Source organism: Marinobacter sp. M-5, from assembly GCF_032911545.1.
Lineage (GTDB): Bacteria > Pseudomonadota > Gammaproteobacteria > Pseudomonadales > Oleiphilaceae > Marinobacter > Marinobacter goseongensis.
Genome location: NZ_JAWJEK010000002.1, coordinates 651,067 through 669,522, shown reverse-complemented (window position 1 = coordinate 669,522; position 18,456 = coordinate 651,067). Strand labels below are relative to the sequence as shown.

Annotated in this window: 17 protein-coding genes; all 17 read right to left on the bottom strand. The window is 59.3% G+C overall.

The genetic code is table 11. From position 1 onward, the window contains the following. Nucleotides 1-17: 17 nt before the first annotated feature. The 17 genes from R0125_RS12320 to mnmG all read right to left on the bottom strand — a co-directional run bounded on the left by R0125_RS12320 (nt 18) and on the right by mnmG (nt 18,147). Nucleotides 18-1,505, bottom strand: a complete 1,488-nt coding sequence (locus tag R0125_RS12320; protein ID WP_317238366.1) for a SulP family inorganic anion transporter — start codon at nt 1,503-1,505, stop codon at nt 18-20. An 85-nt stretch (nt 1,506-1,590) separates the two neighbouring features. Further along, nucleotides 1,591-3,096 (bottom strand): sodium/proton antiporter NhaB, encoded by a 1,506-nt coding sequence (nhaB, locus tag R0125_RS12315; RefSeq protein WP_248181854.1) that lies wholly within the window; start codon nt 3,094-3,096, stop codon nt 1,591-1,593. Nucleotides 3,097-3,186: 90 nt separating this feature from the next. Continuing rightward, nucleotides 3,187-5,019 (bottom strand): glutamine--fructose-6-phosphate transaminase (isomerizing), encoded by a 1,833-nt coding sequence (glmS, locus tag R0125_RS12310; protein WP_317238365.1) that lies wholly within the window; start codon nt 5,017-5,019, stop codon nt 3,187-3,189. 43 nt (nt 5,020-5,062) lie between these two features. Continuing rightward, nucleotides 5,063-6,430: a bifunctional UDP-N-acetylglucosamine diphosphorylase/glucosamine-1-phosphate N-acetyltransferase GlmU gene (gene glmU, locus R0125_RS12305; RefSeq protein WP_317238364.1), complete on the bottom strand. Its 1,368-nt coding sequence runs from the start codon at nt 6,428-6,430 to the stop codon at nt 5,063-5,065. A 166-nt stretch (nt 6,431-6,596) separates the two neighbouring features. After that, nucleotides 6,597-7,019, bottom strand: a complete 423-nt coding sequence (locus R0125_RS12300) for a F0F1 ATP synthase subunit epsilon (protein WP_248181851.1) — start codon at nt 7,017-7,019, stop codon at nt 6,597-6,599. A gap of 35 nt (nt 7,020-7,054) precedes the next feature. Beyond that, nucleotides 7,055-8,449: a F0F1 ATP synthase subunit beta gene (gene atpD / locus R0125_RS12295; RefSeq protein ID WP_248181850.1), complete on the bottom strand. Its 1,395-nt coding sequence runs from the start codon at nt 8,447-8,449 to the stop codon at nt 7,055-7,057. 55 nt (nt 8,450-8,504) lie between these two features. Beyond that, complete coding sequence (gene atpG, locus R0125_RS12290; protein ID WP_248181849.1) at nt 8,505-9,365, bottom strand: F0F1 ATP synthase subunit gamma; 861 nt, start codon at nt 9,363-9,365, stop codon at nt 8,505-8,507. Nucleotides 9,366-9,431: 66 nt separating this feature from the next. Continuing rightward, nucleotides 9,432-10,976, bottom strand: coding sequence for a F0F1 ATP synthase subunit alpha (atpA, locus tag R0125_RS12285; RefSeq protein ID WP_248181848.1), 1,545 nt, complete (start codon nt 10,974-10,976; stop codon nt 9,432-9,434). Nucleotides 10,977-11,004: 28 nt separating this feature from the next. Further along, nucleotides 11,005-11,541: a F0F1 ATP synthase subunit delta gene (locus R0125_RS12280; protein ID WP_248181847.1), complete on the bottom strand. Its 537-nt coding sequence runs from the start codon at nt 11,539-11,541 to the stop codon at nt 11,005-11,007. A gap of 12 nt (nt 11,542-11,553) precedes the next feature. Continuing rightward, nucleotides 11,554-12,024, bottom strand: coding sequence for a F0F1 ATP synthase subunit B (locus R0125_RS12275; RefSeq protein ID WP_248181846.1), 471 nt, complete (start codon nt 12,022-12,024; stop codon nt 11,554-11,556). A 94-nt stretch (nt 12,025-12,118) separates the two neighbouring features. After that, the gene (gene atpE, locus R0125_RS12270) at nt 12,119-12,346 is read right to left on the bottom strand and encodes a F0F1 ATP synthase subunit C (protein WP_203299202.1); all 228 of its coding nucleotides are present in this window, start codon (nt 12,344-12,346) and stop codon (nt 12,119-12,121) included. A gap of 55 nt (nt 12,347-12,401) precedes the next feature. After that, complete coding sequence (gene atpB, locus R0125_RS12265; RefSeq protein WP_248181845.1) at nt 12,402-13,256, bottom strand: F0F1 ATP synthase subunit A; 855 nt, start codon at nt 13,254-13,256, stop codon at nt 12,402-12,404. A 15-nt stretch (nt 13,257-13,271) separates the two neighbouring features. Next, complete coding sequence (locus R0125_RS12260; RefSeq protein ID WP_248181844.1) at nt 13,272-13,664, bottom strand: ATP synthase subunit I; 393 nt, start codon at nt 13,662-13,664, stop codon at nt 13,272-13,274. A 208-nt stretch (nt 13,665-13,872) separates the two neighbouring features. Beyond that, nucleotides 13,873-14,745: a ParB/RepB/Spo0J family partition protein gene (locus R0125_RS12255; RefSeq protein WP_248181843.1), complete on the bottom strand. Its 873-nt coding sequence runs from the start codon at nt 14,743-14,745 to the stop codon at nt 13,873-13,875. A gap of 50 nt (nt 14,746-14,795) precedes the next feature. Continuing rightward, a complete protein-coding gene (locus R0125_RS12250; RefSeq protein ID WP_248181842.1) occupies nt 14,796-15,590 on the bottom strand; it encodes a ParA family protein in 795 nt (264 codons plus the stop codon). Nucleotides 15,591-15,606: 16 nt separating this feature from the next. Next, the gene (rsmG, locus tag R0125_RS12245) at nt 15,607-16,251 is read right to left on the bottom strand and encodes a 16S rRNA (guanine(527)-N(7))-methyltransferase RsmG (protein WP_317238363.1); all 645 of its coding nucleotides are present in this window, start codon (nt 16,249-16,251) and stop codon (nt 15,607-15,609) included. 9 nt (nt 16,252-16,260) lie between these two features. Then, nucleotides 16,261-18,147 (bottom strand): tRNA uridine-5-carboxymethylaminomethyl(34) synthesis enzyme MnmG, encoded by a 1,887-nt coding sequence (gene mnmG, locus R0125_RS12240; RefSeq protein WP_317238362.1) that lies wholly within the window; start codon nt 18,145-18,147, stop codon nt 16,261-16,263. Between the last annotated feature and the right edge of the window lie 309 nt (nt 18,148-18,456).

Sequence of the window (18,456 nt, the reverse complement as noted above, 5' to 3'; positions counted from 1 at the left end):
CGGATTCAACAGTCATATCAGTGCCCCATCAGCTGGTCAACCGCATCCGGCTTGTCGTGCACACCGAAGCGGTCAACGATGGTGGCGCTGGCTTCGTTGAGGCCGAGGATCTCGACATCAGCACCTTCACGCCGGAACTTGATCACCACCTTGTCCAGCGCACCGACGGCGGTGATGTCCCAGAAGTGGGCGCGGCTGAGGTCGATCACCACTTTGTCCAACGCTTCCTTGAAATCGAACGACGCGGTGAATTTCTCGGAGGAGCTGAAGAACACCTGGCCCACCACCCGGTAGGTGCGGGTTCCGCTGGCGTCATCCAGGTCGGAACTGACGATCATGAAGTGACCGATCTTGTTGGCAAAGAACAGTGCCGCCAGCAGCACCCCGGCCAGCACGCCGAACGCCAGGTTGTGGGTGGCCACCACCACAATCACGGTAACCACCATCACGATGTTGGTGGAGAGCGGGTGCTTTTTCAGGTTGAGCACGGAGTCCCAGGAGAAGGTACCGATGGACACCATGATCATTACCGCCACCAGTGCGGCCATGGGAATCTTCACCAGCCAGGCATCGAGCACCAGCACCATCACAAGCAGGAACACACCGGCGGTCAGTGTCGACAGGCGGGTGCGGCCACCGGACTTGATGTTGATGATGGACTGACCAATCATCGCGCAGCCGGCCATGCCACCGAGCAGGCCGGAGCCGATGTTGGCGATGCCCTGGCCCTTGCACTCACGGTTACGATCACTGGTGGTGTCGGTGAGGTCGTCCACAATGGTGGCGGTCATCATCGATTCCAGCAGGCCCACCACCGCCAGTGCCACGGAATACGGCAGGATGATCATCAGCGTCTCGAGGTTCAGCGGAACATCCGGCCATAAGAAGATCGGCAGGGTATCCGGAAGCTCACCCATGTCACCCACGGTGCGGATATCCAGATTGAGGAACATGGCCACGGCGGTCAGCGAAACGATACAGATCAGCGGTGAGGGCAGGATTTTGCCCACGACCGGGAGCAGTGGGAACAGGTAAATGATACCCAGGCCGGCGGCGGTCATGGCGTAAACGTGCCAGGTAACGTTGGTCAGCTCCGGCAACTGGGCCATGAAGATCAGAATCGCCAGGGCGTTGACGAAGCCGGTGACTACCGAGCGGGACACAAAGCGCATCAGCCCGCCCAGCTTCAGGTAGCCGGCACCAATCTGCAACACACCGGTCAGCAGAGTGGCTGCCAGCAGGTATTCCAGGCCGTGCTCTTTCACCAGGGTGACCATCAGCAGCGCCATGGCACCGGTGGCGGCCGAGATCATGCCCGGGCGACCGCCGACAAATGCGATGATGACGGCAATACAGAATGACGCGTACAGGCCCACCTTGGGGTCGACGCCGGCAATGATGGAAAAGGCGATGGCTTCGGGAATCAGCGCCAGCGCGACTACGATGCCGGCCAGCAGGTCACCGCGTATGTTGGTGAGCCAGTTGTCTTGAATCGATTTGATCATAAACAGTTCCGCTTATTTCAGTACGTCAGAATGGCATGCTCCCCGCCTGGCCCGGAGACCTTCGGAGAGCAGATTACCAAGCTGTTCAGATGTGATTGATGACCATGTACAGGCCAACGGAGCCCATCACGATCATGTAGGGAAACGCCATCACCACCATGCGGCCGTAGGAAAGCCGTACCAGCGGTGCAATGGCGGAAGTCAGCAGGAACAGGAACGCGGCCTGTCCGTTGGGAGTGGCCACACTGGGCAGGTTGGTGCCGGTGTTGATGGCAATGGCCAGGGTCTGGAAGTGGTCGTAGCTGATGCTGCCGGCGTCCAGCGCCTGCTTGATCTCGCTGATGTAAACGGTGGCCACGAACACGTTGTCACTGATCATCGACAGCAGACCGTTGGCGATAAAGAACATGCCCGGCTGCTGTGACACGGGTAGCGACAGTACGTATTCGATGATCGGCTTGAACAGGTGCTGTTCATGAATCACCGCCACGATGGCAAAGAACACCACCAGCAGTGAGGTGAACGGCAGGGATTCCTGGAAGGCCTTGCCGATCTGGTGTTCATCGGTGATGCCGGTAAACGAGGTGATCAGGATGATCACCAGCAGGCCGATCAGCCCCACTTCCGCCAGGTGGAACGCCAGCCCCACCACCAGAATCAGGGCGGCAATGGCCTGGATCCACAGCGCCGCCTGATCGGCTTTGGTGCGTTTGTTGCGCTCGTTATCGGCAAACTCCTCCAGCACCCGGCGCACCGGCTTGGGCAACCGCCCGCCGTAGCCGAACCAGCGCAGTTTCTCCAGCAGCCAGCAGGTGAGCAGACCGGCAAACAGCACCGGCACACTGACCGGCGCCATATGCAGGAAGAACTCGGCAAAATCCCAGCCCACCACCTTGGCAATCAGCAGGTTCTGGGGTTCGCCCACCATGGTGGCCACGCCGCCCAGGGCGGTACCGATGGCGCCGTGCATCAGCAGGCTGCGCAGGAACGCGCGGAAGTTCTCCAGATCCTCCCGGTGCAGCTCGATCACGTGGTCGTCACTGCCGGCGTTGTGGTCCTTGTGCTGGTAGCCCTTGCCCGACGCCACCTTGTGGTACACCGAGAAAAAGCCCACCGCCACGCTGATGATCACCGCGGTCACGGTCAGGGCATCCAGAAACGCCGACAACAGCGCCGCCGCCGCACAGAACAGCAGCGACAACGCCGACTTGGAGCGCACGCCGACGAGGATCTGGGTGAAGGTGACCAGCAGCAACTCTTTCATGAAGTAGATGCCCGCCACCATGAACATCAGCAGCAGAATCACCGGGAAGTTGGTGAGCACCTCCAGATACACCGCATCCGGGGTAGTGAGGCCGATCAGTAACGCCTCAATGGCCAGCAGGCCGCCGGGCAGCAACGGATAGCACTTCAGCGCCATGGCCAGGGTGAAGATGAACTCAGCGATCAGCAACCAGCCGGTAACCACCGGGCCGAATACCGCCAGCATGATGGGGTTGATGACCAGGAACAGCAGGATGATCTGCTTGTACCAGACCGGTGCCTTGCCGAGAAAGTTGTGGGTGAAACCTGAGATGACCGTGTTGGGCATTACAATATCTTCTGAGTGATCGGGCGGGTAACCAGCAGCACAAACCGGGTCCCGCTGAGGTAACGTGTCAGCGGGACCCTCTTTTCTTTCCTACTCTACGGTGACGCTTTTCGCCAGGTTCCGCGGCTGGTCCACGTCGGTGCCCTTGAGCACCGCCACGTGGTAGGACAACAGCTGCAGCGGAATGGTGTAAACGATGGGTGCGGTAATCGGGTGCACCGAGGGGATCTGCATCACGTGGATGCCGTCCTGGGGCTTCACATCGGCTGCCTTGTCAGCAAACACGAACAGCTGGCCGCCGCGGGCGCGGACTTCTTCCAGGTTGGATTTCAACTTTTCCACCAGATCGTTGTTGGGCGCCACCGTGACCACTGGCATTTCACTGTCCACCAGCGCCAGCGGGCCGTGCTTGAGCTCACCGGCCGGGTAGGCTTCGGCGTGAATGTAGGAAATCTCTTTCAGCTTCAGTGCGCCTTCCAGGGCCACCGGAAACTGGGAGCCACGGCCGAGGAACAGACTGTGGTGCTTGTCCATAAAGGCTTTGGACATCTCGGCAATTTCGCCATCCAGCGCCAGCACCTGATCCACCTGACCCGGCAACTGATGCAGGGCCGCAACAATCTCGGTTTCGGTGTCCGCGCTCAGGCCGTTGTGGCGGGCCAGCGCCAGGGTGAAGATCAGCAGCGCGGTCAATTGTGTGGTGAAGGCCTTGGTGGACGCGACGCCGATTTCCGGGCCGGCCTGGGTCATGATCACCAGATCGGATTCCCGCACCAGCGAGCTGCCCGGTACGTTACAGATCGCCAACGCGGCGCGGAAACCGGCCTTCTTCGCCTGGCGCAGGGCGGCCAGGGTATCGGCGGTTTCACCGGACTGGGAGATGCACAGGAACAGGGTGTCGGGCTGGATCACATGCTTGCGGTAGCGGAATTCCGACGCCACCTCCACGGAGCAGGGCACGCCGGCCAGCTCTTCGATCCAGTAACGGGCCACCATACCGGCGTGGTAACTGGTGCCACAGGCGATGATCTGCACGTGGCGCACGTTCTCCAGCAGCTTTTCCGCGGAGGTGCCCAACGCCTGTTCCAGTACCCGGGTTTTGGTCAGCCGGCCTTCCATAGTGGCTTTGATCACCCGCGGCTGCTCGTAGATTTCCTTGAGCATGAAATGGCGGTATTCACCCTTGTCAGCGGAGTCGGCACCGTGTTCGAAACGGGTCACCGCACGTTCCACCGCCTGGCCGTCCCGATCGTGAATCGCCACCCGGTCACGACGGATGTCGGCGATGTCGCCTTCTTCAAGGAACATGAAACGGTCGGTGACCGGCAGCAACGCCAGCTGGTCGGAGGCAATGAAATTCTCGCCAATGCCGACGCCGATGACCAGCGGGCTGCCTTCACGGCATACAATCAGGTGGTCGGGCTCGTCGGCGTGGATCACCGCCAGGGCGTAAGCACCGCGCAGGCGAGTGATAGCGGCACGCACCGCGTCAATCAGGCTGCTTGCGCTGCGGTAGTGTTTCTCGATCAGGTGGGCGACCACCTCGGTGTCGGTCTGGGAGGTGAACTCGAAGCCGTCGGCTTTCAGTTCGTCCCGCAACTCCTGGTAATTCTCGATGATGCCATTGTGCACGATGGCCAGGCGATCGCCGGACATGTGGGGGTGGGCATTGAGCTTTGACGGCTCGCCGTGGGTGGCCCAGCGAGTATGGGCAATGCCCAGGGTACCCTGCAGTGCCTTGGTGCTGATGGCATCAGCCAGGGCCGCCACCTTGCCCACTTCCCGGGCCCGATGCACGGCGTTATCGCCGTCGATGATCGCCATACCGGCGGAGTCATAACCCCGGTATTCCAGGCGGTGCAGGCCCTCCAGAAGAATACCCTGCACCTCACGTTCCGATACCGCACCTACAATGCCACACATGTGTTCATCACCTGTCAGAAAATTTGCTGTGTTACCGGATAGTTCAGGACTTTTTAACCGGCCTGCTCCAGTCTGCGATATTGCGCTGACGCCCGCGGGCCACGGCCAGCTCACCGTCAGCCACGTCCCGGGTGATGGTGGACCCGGCACCGACGGTCGCGCCTTCGGCAACGTTTACCGGCGCCACCAGCGACGTGTTCGAGCCGACGAAGACGCCGTCGCCAATCACCGTCTGGTGTTTGTTCACACCATCATAGTTGCAGGTGATGGTGCCTGCACCCACATTCACATTACGCCCCAGTGTGGCATCGCCCACGTAGCTCAGGTGGTTGATCTTGCTGCCCTCACCAACCACGGCTTTCTTGGTTTCCACGAAATTGCCCACCTTGGTGTCGTCGGCCAGGCGGGTGCCGGGACGCAGCCGGGCATAAGGCCCGACCTGGGCGAAGCGGCCCACCTCGGCACCTTCGATCACGGAGTAGGCCTTGATGTCTGCGCCGGCCGCTATACGGGCATCACGGATCACACAGCCAGGGCCGATGGACACACCGTCGCCCAGCTCCACGTCACCTTCAAACACCACGTTGACGTCAATCAGGATGTCGTTGCCAATGGTCAGGTTGCCACGGACATCCACCCGGGCGGGGTCAGCCAGGGTAGCGCCTTCGGTCATCAGCCGGTCCGCTTCACGGCGCTGATACCAGCGCTCCAGTTCCGCCAGCTGGAGGCGGTTATTGACCCCCTGTACCTCGTACGCATTCCCGGGCTGCGACACCGCCACCGCCATACCGTGGTCCACGGCCATGGCAATAATATCGGTAAGGTAGTACTCGCCCTGGGCGTTGCGGTTCGATAACTGCGGCAGCCAGTCTTTCAGACGGCGGGCGGAGACCGCGAGGATGCCGGTGTTGACCTCGCGGATCTGCAGCTGGGTCTCGCTGGCGTCTTTCTGCTCAACGATCGCGGTCACCTGGTTCTGTTCATCCCGCAGAATCCGGCCGTAGCCCTGCGGGTTGTCCAGCGTGACGGTGAGCAGGCCCAGGGTGTCGTTGTCGATGCTGGAGACCAGCCCTTCCAAAGTATCCACACCGGTCAGCGGCACGTCGCCATAAAGCACCAGCACCCGCGCGTCGTCCGGCAGGTCCGGCAGCGCCTGGGCCACCGCGTGCCCGGTGCCCAGCTGCTGCTCCTGCAGCACCCAGTTGACCGGTTGGCCGGCAGTGGCCGCCTTGACCTGGTCTGCGCCGTGTCCGATCACCGCGTGAATCTGTTCGGCGCCGAGCTGACGGGCCGTGGCGATGACGTGATGCAGCATCGGCCGCCCGGCCACGCCATGAAGGACCTTCGGCAGCGCGGATTTCATTCTCGAACCCTGGCCGGCGGCCAGGATAACGACGTGTAACGGGCTCATAACAACAGACCCCCGGTTCTATGGTCGGGTTGGATAGGCATAAACGAAAAAACCGCGTCCCTGGCAGACTGCCGGTTTCCCTCGAATCGAGCGATTCGGAAAGAAACCTGCAATCCGCGTCAGGATGCGGCTTCAGATCAGGCGAACCCGAAACTGGCAATCGCTGTTAACGAATGTTTTTGCGCAGTTTCTGGATGGTGCGCAGCTGAGCGGCAGCTTCTGCCAGCTCGGCTGCGGCACGGGAATACTCGAATTCGCCCGTTTTGTTTGCCAGTGCCTTTTCGGCTTCACGCTGGGCTTCCAGTGCCGCTGCTTCGTCCACATCCTTCGCGCGAACAGCGGTATCGGCCATCAGAGTGATGATGTTGGGCTGCACTTCCAGGTAACCCCCGGAGACGTACAGCACTTCTTCAGCACCACCCTGCTTGACGATCCGCACGGAACCGGGCTTGAGCGCGGTCAGTAGCGGAGCGTGGCCATACTGGATACCCATCTCCCCTTCGGTACCGGTAGCGGTCAGCATCTCTACCAGTCCGGAGAAGATTTTTTCCTCGGCACTTACGACGTCACAATGTACGGTCATAGCCATTTCTTACGCCTCTTGGGTCAGAAAGTGAAGAAAGGTTACTTACCTTCCTTCGCCTTCATTGCCTTAGCTTTCTCAATCGCTTCCTCGATGCCGCCGCACATGTAGAACGCCTGCTCGGGCATGTCGTCGTAATCGCCGTTGAGAATACCTTCGAAGCTGGCGATGGTCTCTTTCAGAGACACGTACTTACCGGGGGAGCCGGTAAATACCTCAGCAACGTGGAACGGCTGGGACAGGAAACGCTCGATCTTACGGGCGCGGGATACTGTCAGCTTGTCTTCTTCTGACAGCTCGTCCATACCCAGAATGGCGATGATGTCCTTCAGTTCCTTATAACGCTGCAGAACGTTCTGAACACCACGGGCCACGTTATAGTGCTGCTCGCCGATCACCAGCGGATCCAGCTGACGGGAGGTAGAGTCCAGCGGATCGATCGCCGGGTAGATACCCTTGGAAGCGATGTCACGGCTCAATACCACGGTGGCGTCGAGGTGCGAGAAGGTGGTGGCCGGAGACGGGTCAGTCAAGTCATCCGCGGGTACGTATACCGCCTGGATGGAGGTGATCGAGCCGTTCTTGGTGGAGGTAATACGCTCCTGCAGCTCACCCATTTCCTGGGCCAGTGTCGGCTGGTAACCTACCGCGGAAGGCATACGGCCCAGCAGTGCTGATACCTCGGTGCCGGCCAGGGTGTAACGGTAAATGTTGTCTACGAACAACAGTACGTCACGACCTTCGTCACGGAACTTCTCGGCCATGGTCAGACCGGTCAGGGCGACACGCAGACGGTTTCCTGGGGGCTCGTTCATCTGCCCGTAAACCATCGCTACCTTGTCCAGTACGTTGGAGTCCTTCATCTCGTAGTAGAAGTCGTTACCCTCACGGGTACGCTCACCTACACCGGCGAAGACCGACAGACCGGAGTGTTCTTTGGCGATGTTGTTGATCAGTTCCATCATGTTGACGGTCTTACCAACACCGGCACCACCGAACAGACCAACCTTACCACCTTTGGCGAACGGGCAGATCAGGTCGATAACCTTGATGCCGGTTTCCAGCAGGTCGGCAGACGCGGCCTGGTCAGCGTAACCCGGCGCCTTGCGGTGGATACCCCAACGCTCTTCTTCGCCGATCTCGCCCTGTTCGTCGATGGGACGACCCAGAACGTCCATGATACGGCCCAGCGTCTTGGTACCAACCGGTACGGAAATCGGCTTGCCGGTATTCTCTGCTTTCAGGCCACGCTTGAGGCCTTCGGTGCTGCCCATGGCGATGGTACGTACAATGCCGTCACCCAGCTGCTGCTGGACTTCCAGAGTTGTCTCACCACCTTCAAGCAGCAGTGCGTCGTAAACGCCCGGAACGGAGTCACGTGGAAATTCCACGTCGATAACCGCGCCTATGATCTGAACGATGTGTCCGCTACTCATGCTCGGTTCCTCGTTATCTTGATAGTCAATAAAACCAGTAGGACTGTGGGCAGCGTCAGACCGAGGCCGCGCCGCTCACAATCTCCGAAATTTCTTGCGTAATGGCTGCCTGACGCGCCTTGTTATAAGCCAGCTGGAGCTCGCTGATAATGTCGCCGGCGTTATCTGTCGCGCTCTTCATGGCAATCATCCGGGCAGCCTGCTCGCAAGCCAGGTTCTCCACCACGCCCTGATACACCTGGGACTCGATATAACGTGGCAGCAGCCCATCAAGGATGGGGCGTGAATCTGGCTCGTAGATGTAATCCCACTGGTGACCGACTTCTTCGTCTTCGCCTTCCGGCAACGGCAAAAGCTGTTCTGATTGCGGCTGTTGCGTCATGGTGTTCACGAACCGGTTACCGACCAGGTACAGGCGGTCGATCTTGCCTGACTCGAAGGCATCCAGCATCACCTTGACGTTACCGATCAGCTGCTCTGCACTGGGGTTATCACCCAGGTGGGTCAGCGCGGCGACCACGTTTCCGCCGTAGTTGCGGAAGAAGGAGGCGCCTTTCTGCCCGATGGCACAGAGGTCGGTCTCAACACCCTTACTTTTCCATTCACGCATTTCGCGCACGAGGAGCTTGAACACGTTGCCGTTCAGGCCACCGCAAAGTCCCCGATCCGAGGACACCACGATGTAACCCACACGCTTGACGTCACGCTCCAGCATGAACGGGTGCCGGTAATCCTGGTTTGCCTTGGCAATGTGCCCGATTACCTGGCGCATCTTGTCCGCATACGGGCGGGTTGCCTGCATGCGTTCCTGAGCTTTACGCATTTTACTCGCCGCCACCATTTCCATGGCGGAGGTGATCTTCTGCGTGCTCTTGATGCTTCCGATCTGGTTACGTATTTCTTTTCCGACGGCCATAAGTCACTGCCTTTTCAAGTTAGACACTCATGTGAACCAACGGGCCCGCCGCAGCGGGCCTCGGGTTTACCAGCTTTGAGTGGTCTTGAATTTCTCCAGAGCAGCTTTCAGGCCGGCGGTAATTTCGTCGTTGAAATTGCCGTCTGCACCGATCTTGTCGAGCAGGTCTTTCTGTTCGGCACGCATCCAGTCAATCAGCTGCGCTTCGAACTTGACCACACTGCTGACCTCGACATCGTCCAGGAAGCCTTCGTTAGCTGCGAACAGTACGGTGCCCATCTCAGCAACGGACATCGGGCTGTACTGGTTCTGCTTCATCAGCTCGGTGACGCGCTGACCGTGCTCCAGCTGCTTCCGCGTGGCTTCGTCCAGATCCGAGGCAAACTGGGCGAACGCCGCCAGTTCACGGTACTGGGCGAGAGCCAGACGGATGTTACCGCCGAGCTTTTTCATGATCTTGGTCTGGGCTGAACCACCGACCCGGGATACCGAAACACCGGCGTTCATCGCCGGACGGATACCGGAGTTGAACAGGTTGGTTTCCAGGAAGATCTGACCGTCGGTGATGGAGATCACGTTGGTCGGTACGAACGCAGACACGTCACCAGCCTGAGTCTCGATGATCGGCAGTGCCGTCAGCGAACCGGTCTTGCCCTTCACTTCACCATTGGTGAGCTGCTCTACGTAGTCCGCGTTGACACGGGACGCGCGCTCCAGCAAGCGGGAGTGCAGGTAGAATACGTCACCCGGATAGGCTTCCCGGCCCGGCGGACGGCGCAGCAGCAGTGAAATCTGGCGGTACGCAACGGCCTGCTTGGACAGGTCATCGTAAATGATCAGAGCGTCTTCACCACGGTCACGGAAGTATTCGCCCATGGAGGTACCGGAGTACGGGGCGAGGAACTGCATCGCGGCCGGGTCGGCAGCACCGGCGGCAACCACAATGGTGTGGTCCATGGCGCCGTGCTCTTCCAGCTTGCGCACTACGGCGGCGATGGAAGACTGCTTCTGGCCTACGGCAACGTAGATACACTTGATGCCGGTGTTTTTCTGGTTGATGATCGCGTCGATGGCGACCGCGGTCTTACCGATCTGACGGTCACCGATGATCAGCTCACGCTGGCCACGACCGATGGGAACCATGGTGTCGATCGCTTTCAGACCGGTCTGAACCGGCTCGTCAACGGATTGACGTGCGATAACACCCGGGGCCACTTTCTCGACCGGGGCGGTCAGGGAGGTGCCCAGATCGCCTTTGCCGTCGATCGGGTTACCCAGACCGTCAACCACACGGCCCATCAGTTCCGGACCGACCGGAACTTCCAGGATACGACCGGTACAACGAACCTTCTGGCCTTCTGCCAGGTCTTCGTAGTCGCCCAGTACCACCGCACCGACGGAATCACGCTCCAGGTTCAGCGCCATACCGAATGTGCCGTTGGCAAATTCGATCATCTCGCCGTACATGACGTCGGCCAGGCCGTGGATCAGTACGATACCGTCAGAAACGGAGAGAATCGTACCTTCGTTCTTTGCTTCGGAAGAGATGTCGAGCTTCTCGATTCTCTTCTTGATGATGTCACTGATCTCGGATGGATTCAGTTGCTGCATGCCTTTGTCCTCAAACCTTGTGCTGAAATCAGGAGCCCAGAGCCTTGGCCATTCTGGCCAGCTTGCCTCGGACTGAAGCGTCGATAACCAGGTCACCCGTGTGAACAACTACCCCGCCGATCAGAGACTGATCGACAGCGGCTTCCAGGGAAACCTTGCGCTCCAGCTTTTTGGACAGTGCGTCGATCAACTGTTGCTGTTGCTCGGCGGTCATTTCATACGCCGTGTTCACCTTCAGATTCACCGTGCGATCAAGATCCGCACGATACTGGGCGAACAGGGCTGAAACTTCCGGCAACAGGGCCAGACGCTTTCTTTCAGCAAGAATCAACAGGAAGTTTCTGAGTGCTTCAGGCAGCGGCTCTTCAAAACAGTCTGCGAAGAGTTCCGCCTTGCGTTGCTCAGACAGGCCAGGATTGGCCAGGATGTTCTTTACCTCTTGGTCAGCCGCTACCTGAGCAGCGAAAGCCAGCGCCTGATCCCAATGATCAACGGCTTTCTGGTCTTGCGCGGCGCCAAAAACGGCTTTCGCGTAGGGTCGGGCTAACGTCGTCAGTTCTGCCATGATGACCCTCTTTTAGAGTTCTGCGGCCAGCTTTTCCAGCATCTCGCTGTGAGCTTTGGCGTCTACAGAGGTTTCCAGAATCTTCTCGGCACCGGCAACGGCAAGTGCTGCCACTTCTGCTCTCAGTGCGTCGCGAGCCTGAATACGCTCCTGTTGAATTTCCGCCCTGGCCTGCTCAATAAGCCGCTCGCCTTCCTTGCGGGCATCGTCTTTGGACGCCTCGACAATCTGGGCGGCACGCTTGTTGGCCTGGTCAATCAGGGCTGCAGCGTCTTCTTTCGCCTTGTGCAGTTCCTTGGAGGCTTTTTCCTGCGCAAGCTCGAGATCGCGTGACGCGCGATCTGCGGCAGAAAGGCCGTCGGCAATTTTCTTCTGGCGCGCTTCCATGGCAGCCGTGATCGGCGGCCATACATACTTGACGCAGAACCAGACGAAAATAGCGAAGGCAATCGATTGCCCTATCAACGTAAGGTTTATATTCACGGCAATGTACCTCTTGCTATTCGTTGCGTCCTGGTGTCCGGAGAACCGGGCGCGACCTCAGTTCAGTGAAGTGGCGCCCGCATCTTTCGGCTGATTAACCAGCAACAACGAAGATCAGGTACATCGCGATACCAACGCCGATCATGGGAACCGCGTCGAGCAGACCTGCCATGATGAATGTTTTGGTTTGCAGCTGGTTAGCCATTTCCGGCTGACGAGCAGTGGACTCGAGCAGCTTGCCGCCCAGCAGGCCGAAGCCGATGCCAGTAGCCAGAGCGCCCAGACCGATGATGATCGCTGCTGCAATAAATACCATTTCCATTGAAGACTCCTCAGTTTTCTCAGATAGTTAAGGGTTTGTGTATTAAAGCGTTTAATCAGTGATCTTCGTGCGCCGCGCTGAGGTATACCACAGTCAGCGTTGTAAAGATAAAGGCCTGCAGTACCACCACCAGGATGTGGAAGATGGCCCAGGGCACGTTCAGCGTCCACTGGATCCACAGCGGCAGCAGTGCAATCAGAATGAAGACAACCTCACCGGCGTACATGTTGCCAAACAAACGCAGCGCGAGGCTGATCGGCTTGACGATAAGTACGAGAATTTCCAGGAACAGGTTGAACGGAATCAGCGACCAGTGGTTAAAGGGCTGCATGGACAGCTCTTTGGTGAAACCGCCAATTCCCTTGACCTTGAGGCTGTAGAAAATGATCAGCAGGAAAACACCGATGGAGATACCGAAGGTACCGTTGGGGTCGGTGGTGGGTACAATCTTGAAGTACTCCAGACCCAGCGCGTGGGCAATGGAGGGAATGTAGTCGACCGGGATCAGCTTCAGACAGTTCATCAGCAGAATCCACACAAAGATGGTCAGTGCCAGCGGGGCAATCAGTGGATTGCGTCCGTGGAAACCGTCTCTGACCACACCCTGAATAAACTCAACGGTCATTTCTACCACGTTCTGCAGACCGCCCGGCACGCCGGTGGTCGCCCGCGCCGCGGCGAAGCGGAAAATACCGAGGAAAAGCATACCCATGAACAGGGACCAGCCCAGGGTATCAACGTGGAAAGCCATAAAGCCCATATCGGAGGCTTCCTGGGCGGTACGTGCGAACGTCCAGGTGGCCTCGTCAACAAGGGAACCGTCAGCGCGCTCGTAGCCTTCCGGGAGTTTTCCGTAGGTGAGGTTCTGTAGGTGGTGCTTTATATACTCTACTGGGGTATCAGCTGCCATACTGCTCTCGTCCAGTCATCGCTGTGGTTGCGGCCGGATGAGGAAGCGCAACACTGCACTCATCATAACCATCACAGCAAAAGTGAATAACAGAGCCGGTACGTGTACTGGCTCCATTAAGATGAAAACGGCCGCAAAGAACACTGCGGTAAGGGCGATCTTGATGCTTTCCGCCCTGAACATGTTGCCCACCATCCGGTGCGCGTTTCGGGCACCTTCAAACCGATACATCCGGTGAGCAAAATACGCGTTTGGTATGACAAATATAAGACCGCCGACAAAGGCGGAATAACCGGCCAAACGACTTTCAATGGTCCACAAAAGACTCAGAATGACGATCAGCGAAAACTCGATGGTGAGCCACCGGGCCAGGGGCAGGTGGGTGATTCGTGATCGGTTTTTACTCATACCACCTGCTGTCATTCCAAGCGCGCAAAATTATATGTGTTAACCGGTAGGTGTTCAACACAACCCGCACGAATTTTTGGTGGAAAAATAACCAGAATTCACGCCAGATCGCGGCACTTTCACACAAATTGTGCTTCCTGACCAACCCCGTCACGACATGTGGTGGTTTCAGTGACATACGGTACTTTGGAATGAATTGTCACAAACCCTAGCGGATATGGCCCAATATCCCGTCCAGTTCGTCAAGGGAACTGTACTCGATCACCAGTTTGCCCTTGCCCCGCTGACCGTGATCAATGGAGACCCGCGCTCCCAGGCGCTCGGCCAGATCGTCCTGCAGTGCCCGGATGTTCGGATCCACCTCACCGCTGCGTTTTTTGCGGTCCGGGGTTTCCTGCTGGATGCGACGAACCAGAGCTTCGGTCTGGCGCACAGACAGGGATTTCGCCACCACCTGTTTCGCCACCTGCATCTGCTGTTCCGGCGGCAGGGTCAGCATGGCGCGGCCATGACCCATTTCCAGATCACCGTGTTCCAGCATCAACCGCACGTCTTCGGTCAGGCTGATCAGGCGCAGCAGATTGGTAATGGTGGTGCGGCTCTTGCCCACCGCTTCCGCCACCTGGGCCTGAGTCAGACCAAACTCATCCTGCAGGCGCTGCAGGGCAAAGGCTTCTTCGATGGGATTGAGGTTCTCGCGCTGGATATTTTCAATCAGCGCCATGGCGATGGCGGCTTCATCCGGCACATCGCGGATGATGGCGGGAATGCTGTCCAGCTCGGCCATCTGGGTCGCACGCCAGCGCCGTTCACCGGCGATCAGCTCGTAACGGCCCTCGGCGATGGGGCGTACTACCACCGGCTGCATCACACCCTGCTGACGAATGGAGTCGGCCAGTTCCTGCAACGCCGCCGGGTCCATATCGCGGCGGGGCTGGAAGCGCCCGCGCTGGATCAGATCCACCGGTACTTCACGGAGTTCGCCGTCGTGGTCTTTCAGTTCCTGATCGAGATTGACCCTGGAACCCTGCAACAGCGCGCCCAGCCCGCGTTCACCCAGTCCTCGTTTCTTCGCCGCCATGGTGTTTGTCATTCTTCCCGGTGAAAATCAGTGTGCAAAGGTGAGCTAGTTTACACGGCAACGGCCGTGGATGTCTTTTGCGAGCCGTGGCGCCGCACCATTTCCCCGGCCAGCGCCAGGTACGCCACCGCGCCCTTGGACACCCGGTCGTACTTCAGCGCCGGCATGCCGTAGCTGGGCGCTTCCGCCAGCCGCACGTTGCGCGGAATCACCGCCTTGTAGACCTTGTCGCCGAAGTATTCGCTGAGCTGACCGGACACGTCGAGGGTCAGGCTGTTGCGAGGGTCATACATGGTGCGCAGGATGCCTTCCACCTGCAGATTGGGGTTCACCGTTTCCTGGATCTGCTCCACGGTGTTCATCAATGCCGCCAGGCCTTCCAGCGCGTAATACTCGCACTGCATCGGGATCAGCACCGTATCGGCGGCCGACAGCGCGTTCACCGTCAGCAGGCTCAGGGACGGCGGGCAATCGATGAGAATGTAGTCGTAGTTGTCGCGCACGGTGTTGAGCGCCAGACGCAGCCGGTGCTCGCGGCCGATCTCGTTCATCAGCTCCACTTCCGCGGCGGTGAGGTCACCGTTGGAGGGCATGATGTCGAATCCCGAGGCCTCGGCGGCGATGATCACTTTTGACGCCGGCGCGCGCTTGGTCAGCATGTCGTAACCGGACAGTTCCAGGGCATTCTTGTCAACACCGCTGCCCATGGTGGCGTTGCCCTGGGGGTCCATATCCACCAGCAGCACCCGCCGCTTGGTCGCAGCCAGTGAGGCAGCAAGGTTGACGCAGGTGGTGGTTTTTCCCACACCGCCTTTCTGATTGGTCACTGCAATCACGCGCGCCATGTCTTGCCTCCTTTGATCACTGGGGTTGGGCGTTACGGCTCAGGGTCAGCAGATGCCGCTCACCCTCGGAGCCCGGCACCTGCAACGAATGACGGGATGTCAGCTGCCATCCGGCTGGCAGAGCAGCCACTTCATCATCCGGAAACTGGCCTTTCATGGCAAGGAACTCACCGTCATTTGCCAGCAAATGGCCGCACCAGCTCACCAGGTTGTCGAGCGCGGTAAACGCCCGGCTGCTGATCTGGCTGAACAAGCGTTGCGGGTCGCAGCTTTCGGCGCGGCCATGGATGACCTCGACATTCTGCAGGCCCAGTTCCAGCACACACTGGGTAAGGAACCGGGTTTTCTTGCTGTTGCTGTCCAGCAGGGTAAACCGTTTCTGCGGCAGCACAATGGCCAGCGGAATGCCGGGCAGGCCGCCGCCGGCGCCCACATCCAGCAGATGGTCGGTGGTGACAAACGGCAGCACGCTGAGGCTGTCCAGCAATTGCCGCGACACCATCTGCCCGGGGTCACGCACCGCGGTCAGGTTATAGGCGCCGTTCCACTTGTTGAGCAGGGCCAGAAAGTCCAGCAACTGCTGTTGTGCGGAAGCCTCGAGCTCAAGGCCTATAGCCGCCAGACCGGTTTCGAGCTGGCGTTGCCAGAGTGCGTTGCTCATGGTCGCGGATCAGGCCGTCTGTTTGCGCAGCAGGTCGCGCTTTTTCAGATGCACCAGCAGCTGAGACACCGCCGCCGGGGTCACACCCTGAATGCGGGAGGCCTGGGCCACGGTTTCCGGACGCACGGTCTTGAGCTTCTGCTTGATCTCGTTGGACAGGCCGCCGATGGCGTCGTAATCCAGATCCACCGGCAGGGCCGTGTGCTCGTTGCGGCGCAGGCGTTCGATCTCGTCGGTCTGGCGCGAGATGTAGCCCTCGTACTTGATCTCGATTTCCACCTGATCGGCTACCACCGGGTCCTCCGCCTGCGCCGCACCGATGTCGGCGATATGGCGGTAGCCGATTTCCGGCCGACGCAACAGTTCCGCCAGCGACTGGTCGCGGGTCAGCGGCTGCTTGAGAAAGCCGTTGGCCCGTTCGCCGGCGTCGGTGTCGGGGTGAATCCGGGTGGATTCCAGACGACTGCGCTCACCGGCGATGGCTTCGCGCTTGACGTTGAACTTTTGCCAGCGGTCGTCATTCACCAGGCCGAGTTTGCGGCCGGTGTCGGTCAGGCGCAGGTCGGCATTGTCTTCCCGCAGGATCAGCCGATACTCGGCACGGCTGGTAAACATGCGATAGGGCTCGGAAGTGCCCATGGTGATGAGGTCATCCACCAGTACACCCAGATAGGCCTCGTCGCGGCGCGGGTACCATTCGTCTTTTTCCTGGGACTTGAGGGCGGCATTGATGCCGGCCAGCAACCCCTGGGCGCCGGCTTCTTCATAACCGGTGGTGCCGTTGATCTGGCCGGCAAAGTACAGTCCCTGGATAAACTTGGTTTCCAGGGTATGGCGCAGATCCTGGGGGTTGAGGAAGTCGTACTCGATGGCATAGCCCGGCCGGGTGATGTGGGCATTCTCGAACCCGGGAATCGACCGCACCGCTGCCAGCTGGATATCAAACGGCAGGCTGGTGGAGATGCCGTTGGGGTAGAGCTCATGAGTGGTCAGGCCTTCCGGCTCGACAAAGATCTGGTGGGAGTCCTTGTCGGCGAACCGGTTGACCTTGTCCTCGATCGACGGGCAGTAACGCGGGCCGATCCCCTCGATATTGCCGGCGAACATCGGCGAACGGTCGAAGCCACTGCGGATGATGTCGTGGGTCTGCTCGGTGGTGCGGGTAACGTAACAGCACACCTGCTGGGGATGCAGGTCCCGGCTGCCAACAAACGACATCACCGGAGTGGGGTCGTCACCCCACTGTTCCTGCATCACCGAGAAATCCACCGAACGGGCATCGATGCGCGGCGGTGTGCCGGTTTTCAGCCGACCCACATTGAACGGCAGTTCCCGTAATCGTCTGGCCAGGGCGTTGGCCGGGGCATCGCCGGCGCGACCGCCGGAATGATGCTCCATACCGATGTGGATAACACCACCGAGAAAGGTGCCGGTGGTCAGCACCACGGTTCTGGCATTGAAGCAGATGCCGGTCTGGGTCACCACGCCGGTGACCTGCTCGTTTTCCACAATCAGGTCGTCCGCCGCCTGCTGAAACAGGGTCAGGTTGGGCTGGTTTTCCAGGGTATGACGAATGGCGGCCTTGTACAGCACCCGGTCGGCCTGGGCACGGGTGGCACGCACCGCCGGGCCTTTGCGGCTGTTCAGCACCCGGAACTGGATACCGGCACGATCGGTGGCTTCGGCCATGGCGCCGCCCAGGGCATCAATTTCCTTGACCAGGTGACTCTTGCCAATGCCGCCGATGGCGGGATTGCAGGACATCTGACCCAGGGTTTCGATGTTGTGGGTCAGCAGCAGGGTTTGCGAACCCATGCGCGCAGCCGCCAGCGCGGCCTCGGTACCGGCATGGCCACCACCAATGACAATGACATCGAAACGGGTCGGAAAATCCACAGCTCACCTCGGGAATTCGGGCTTGAAAATAAGGATAAAAAACAGGGCGGCGAGTATAACGCCTCGCCCGGCAAATTGCAGTCGGAATGTGCAAATTTTAACCAGAATCGCCCGCGGGGAAAACCCGGGGCACCCGCGCCATGCCGATCAGGCCAGCCCCCATGCGGCTCAGGACATAAGTGTAATCCGAAACCTTTACGTTTTCAGAGGCTTGGATTCAGGTTCTCAGAAAACTTTTCAAGAAAGTTATCCACATCCACGAACACTTATTATGCAGCCTGAAATCAATGTTATCTCACTGTTTTATAT

What these genes read in the sequence shown, in the direction of transcription:
- atpD (WP_248181850.1), bottom strand. Translation starts at nt 8,449, where the DNA reads ATGAGTAGCGGACACATCGTTCAGATCATAGGCGCGGTTATCGACGTG.
- atpB (WP_248181845.1), bottom strand. Translation starts at nt 13,256, where the DNA reads ATGGCAGCTGATACCCCAGTAGAGTATATAAAGCACCACCTACAGAAC.
- R0125_RS12260 (WP_248181844.1), bottom strand. Translation starts at nt 13,664, where the DNA reads ATGAGTAAAAACCGATCACGAATCACCCACCTGCCCCTGGCCCGGTGG.
- rsmG (WP_317238363.1), bottom strand. Translation starts at nt 16,251, where the DNA reads ATGAGCAACGCACTCTGGCAACGCCAGCTCGAAACCGGTCTGGCGGCT.
- atpA (WP_248181848.1), bottom strand. Translation starts at nt 10,976, where the DNA reads ATGCAGCAACTGAATCCATCCGAGATCAGTGACATCATCAAGAAGAGA.
- glmS (WP_317238365.1), bottom strand. Translation starts at nt 5,019, where the DNA reads ATGTGTGGCATTGTAGGTGCGGTATCGGAACGTGAGGTGCAGGGTATT.
- R0125_RS12250 (WP_248181842.1), bottom strand. Translation starts at nt 15,590, where the DNA reads ATGGCGCGCGTGATTGCAGTGACCAATCAGAAAGGCGGTGTGGGAAAA.
- atpG (WP_248181849.1), bottom strand. Translation starts at nt 9,365, where the DNA reads ATGGCCGTCGGAAAAGAAATACGTAACCAGATCGGAAGCATCAAGAGC.
- R0125_RS12320 (WP_317238366.1), bottom strand. Translation starts at nt 1,505, where the DNA reads ATGATCAAATCGATTCAAGACAACTGGCTCACCAACATACGCGGTGAC.
- R0125_RS12300 (WP_248181851.1), bottom strand. Translation starts at nt 7,019, where the DNA reads ATGGCTATGACCGTACATTGTGACGTCGTAAGTGCCGAGGAAAAAATC.
- nhaB (WP_248181854.1), bottom strand. Translation starts at nt 3,096, where the DNA reads ATGCCCAACACGGTCATCTCAGGTTTCACCCACAACTTTCTCGGCAAG.
- glmU (WP_317238364.1), bottom strand. Translation starts at nt 6,430, where the DNA reads ATGAGCCCGTTACACGTCGTTATCCTGGCCGCCGGCCAGGGTTCGAGA.
- R0125_RS12255 (WP_248181843.1), bottom strand. Translation starts at nt 14,745, where the DNA reads ATGGCGGCGAAGAAACGAGGACTGGGTGAACGCGGGCTGGGCGCGCTG.
- atpE (WP_203299202.1), bottom strand. Translation starts at nt 12,346, where the DNA reads ATGGAAATGGTATTTATTGCAGCAGCGATCATCATCGGTCTGGGCGCT.
- R0125_RS12280 (WP_248181847.1), bottom strand. Translation starts at nt 11,541, where the DNA reads ATGGCAGAACTGACGACGTTAGCCCGACCCTACGCGAAAGCCGTTTTT.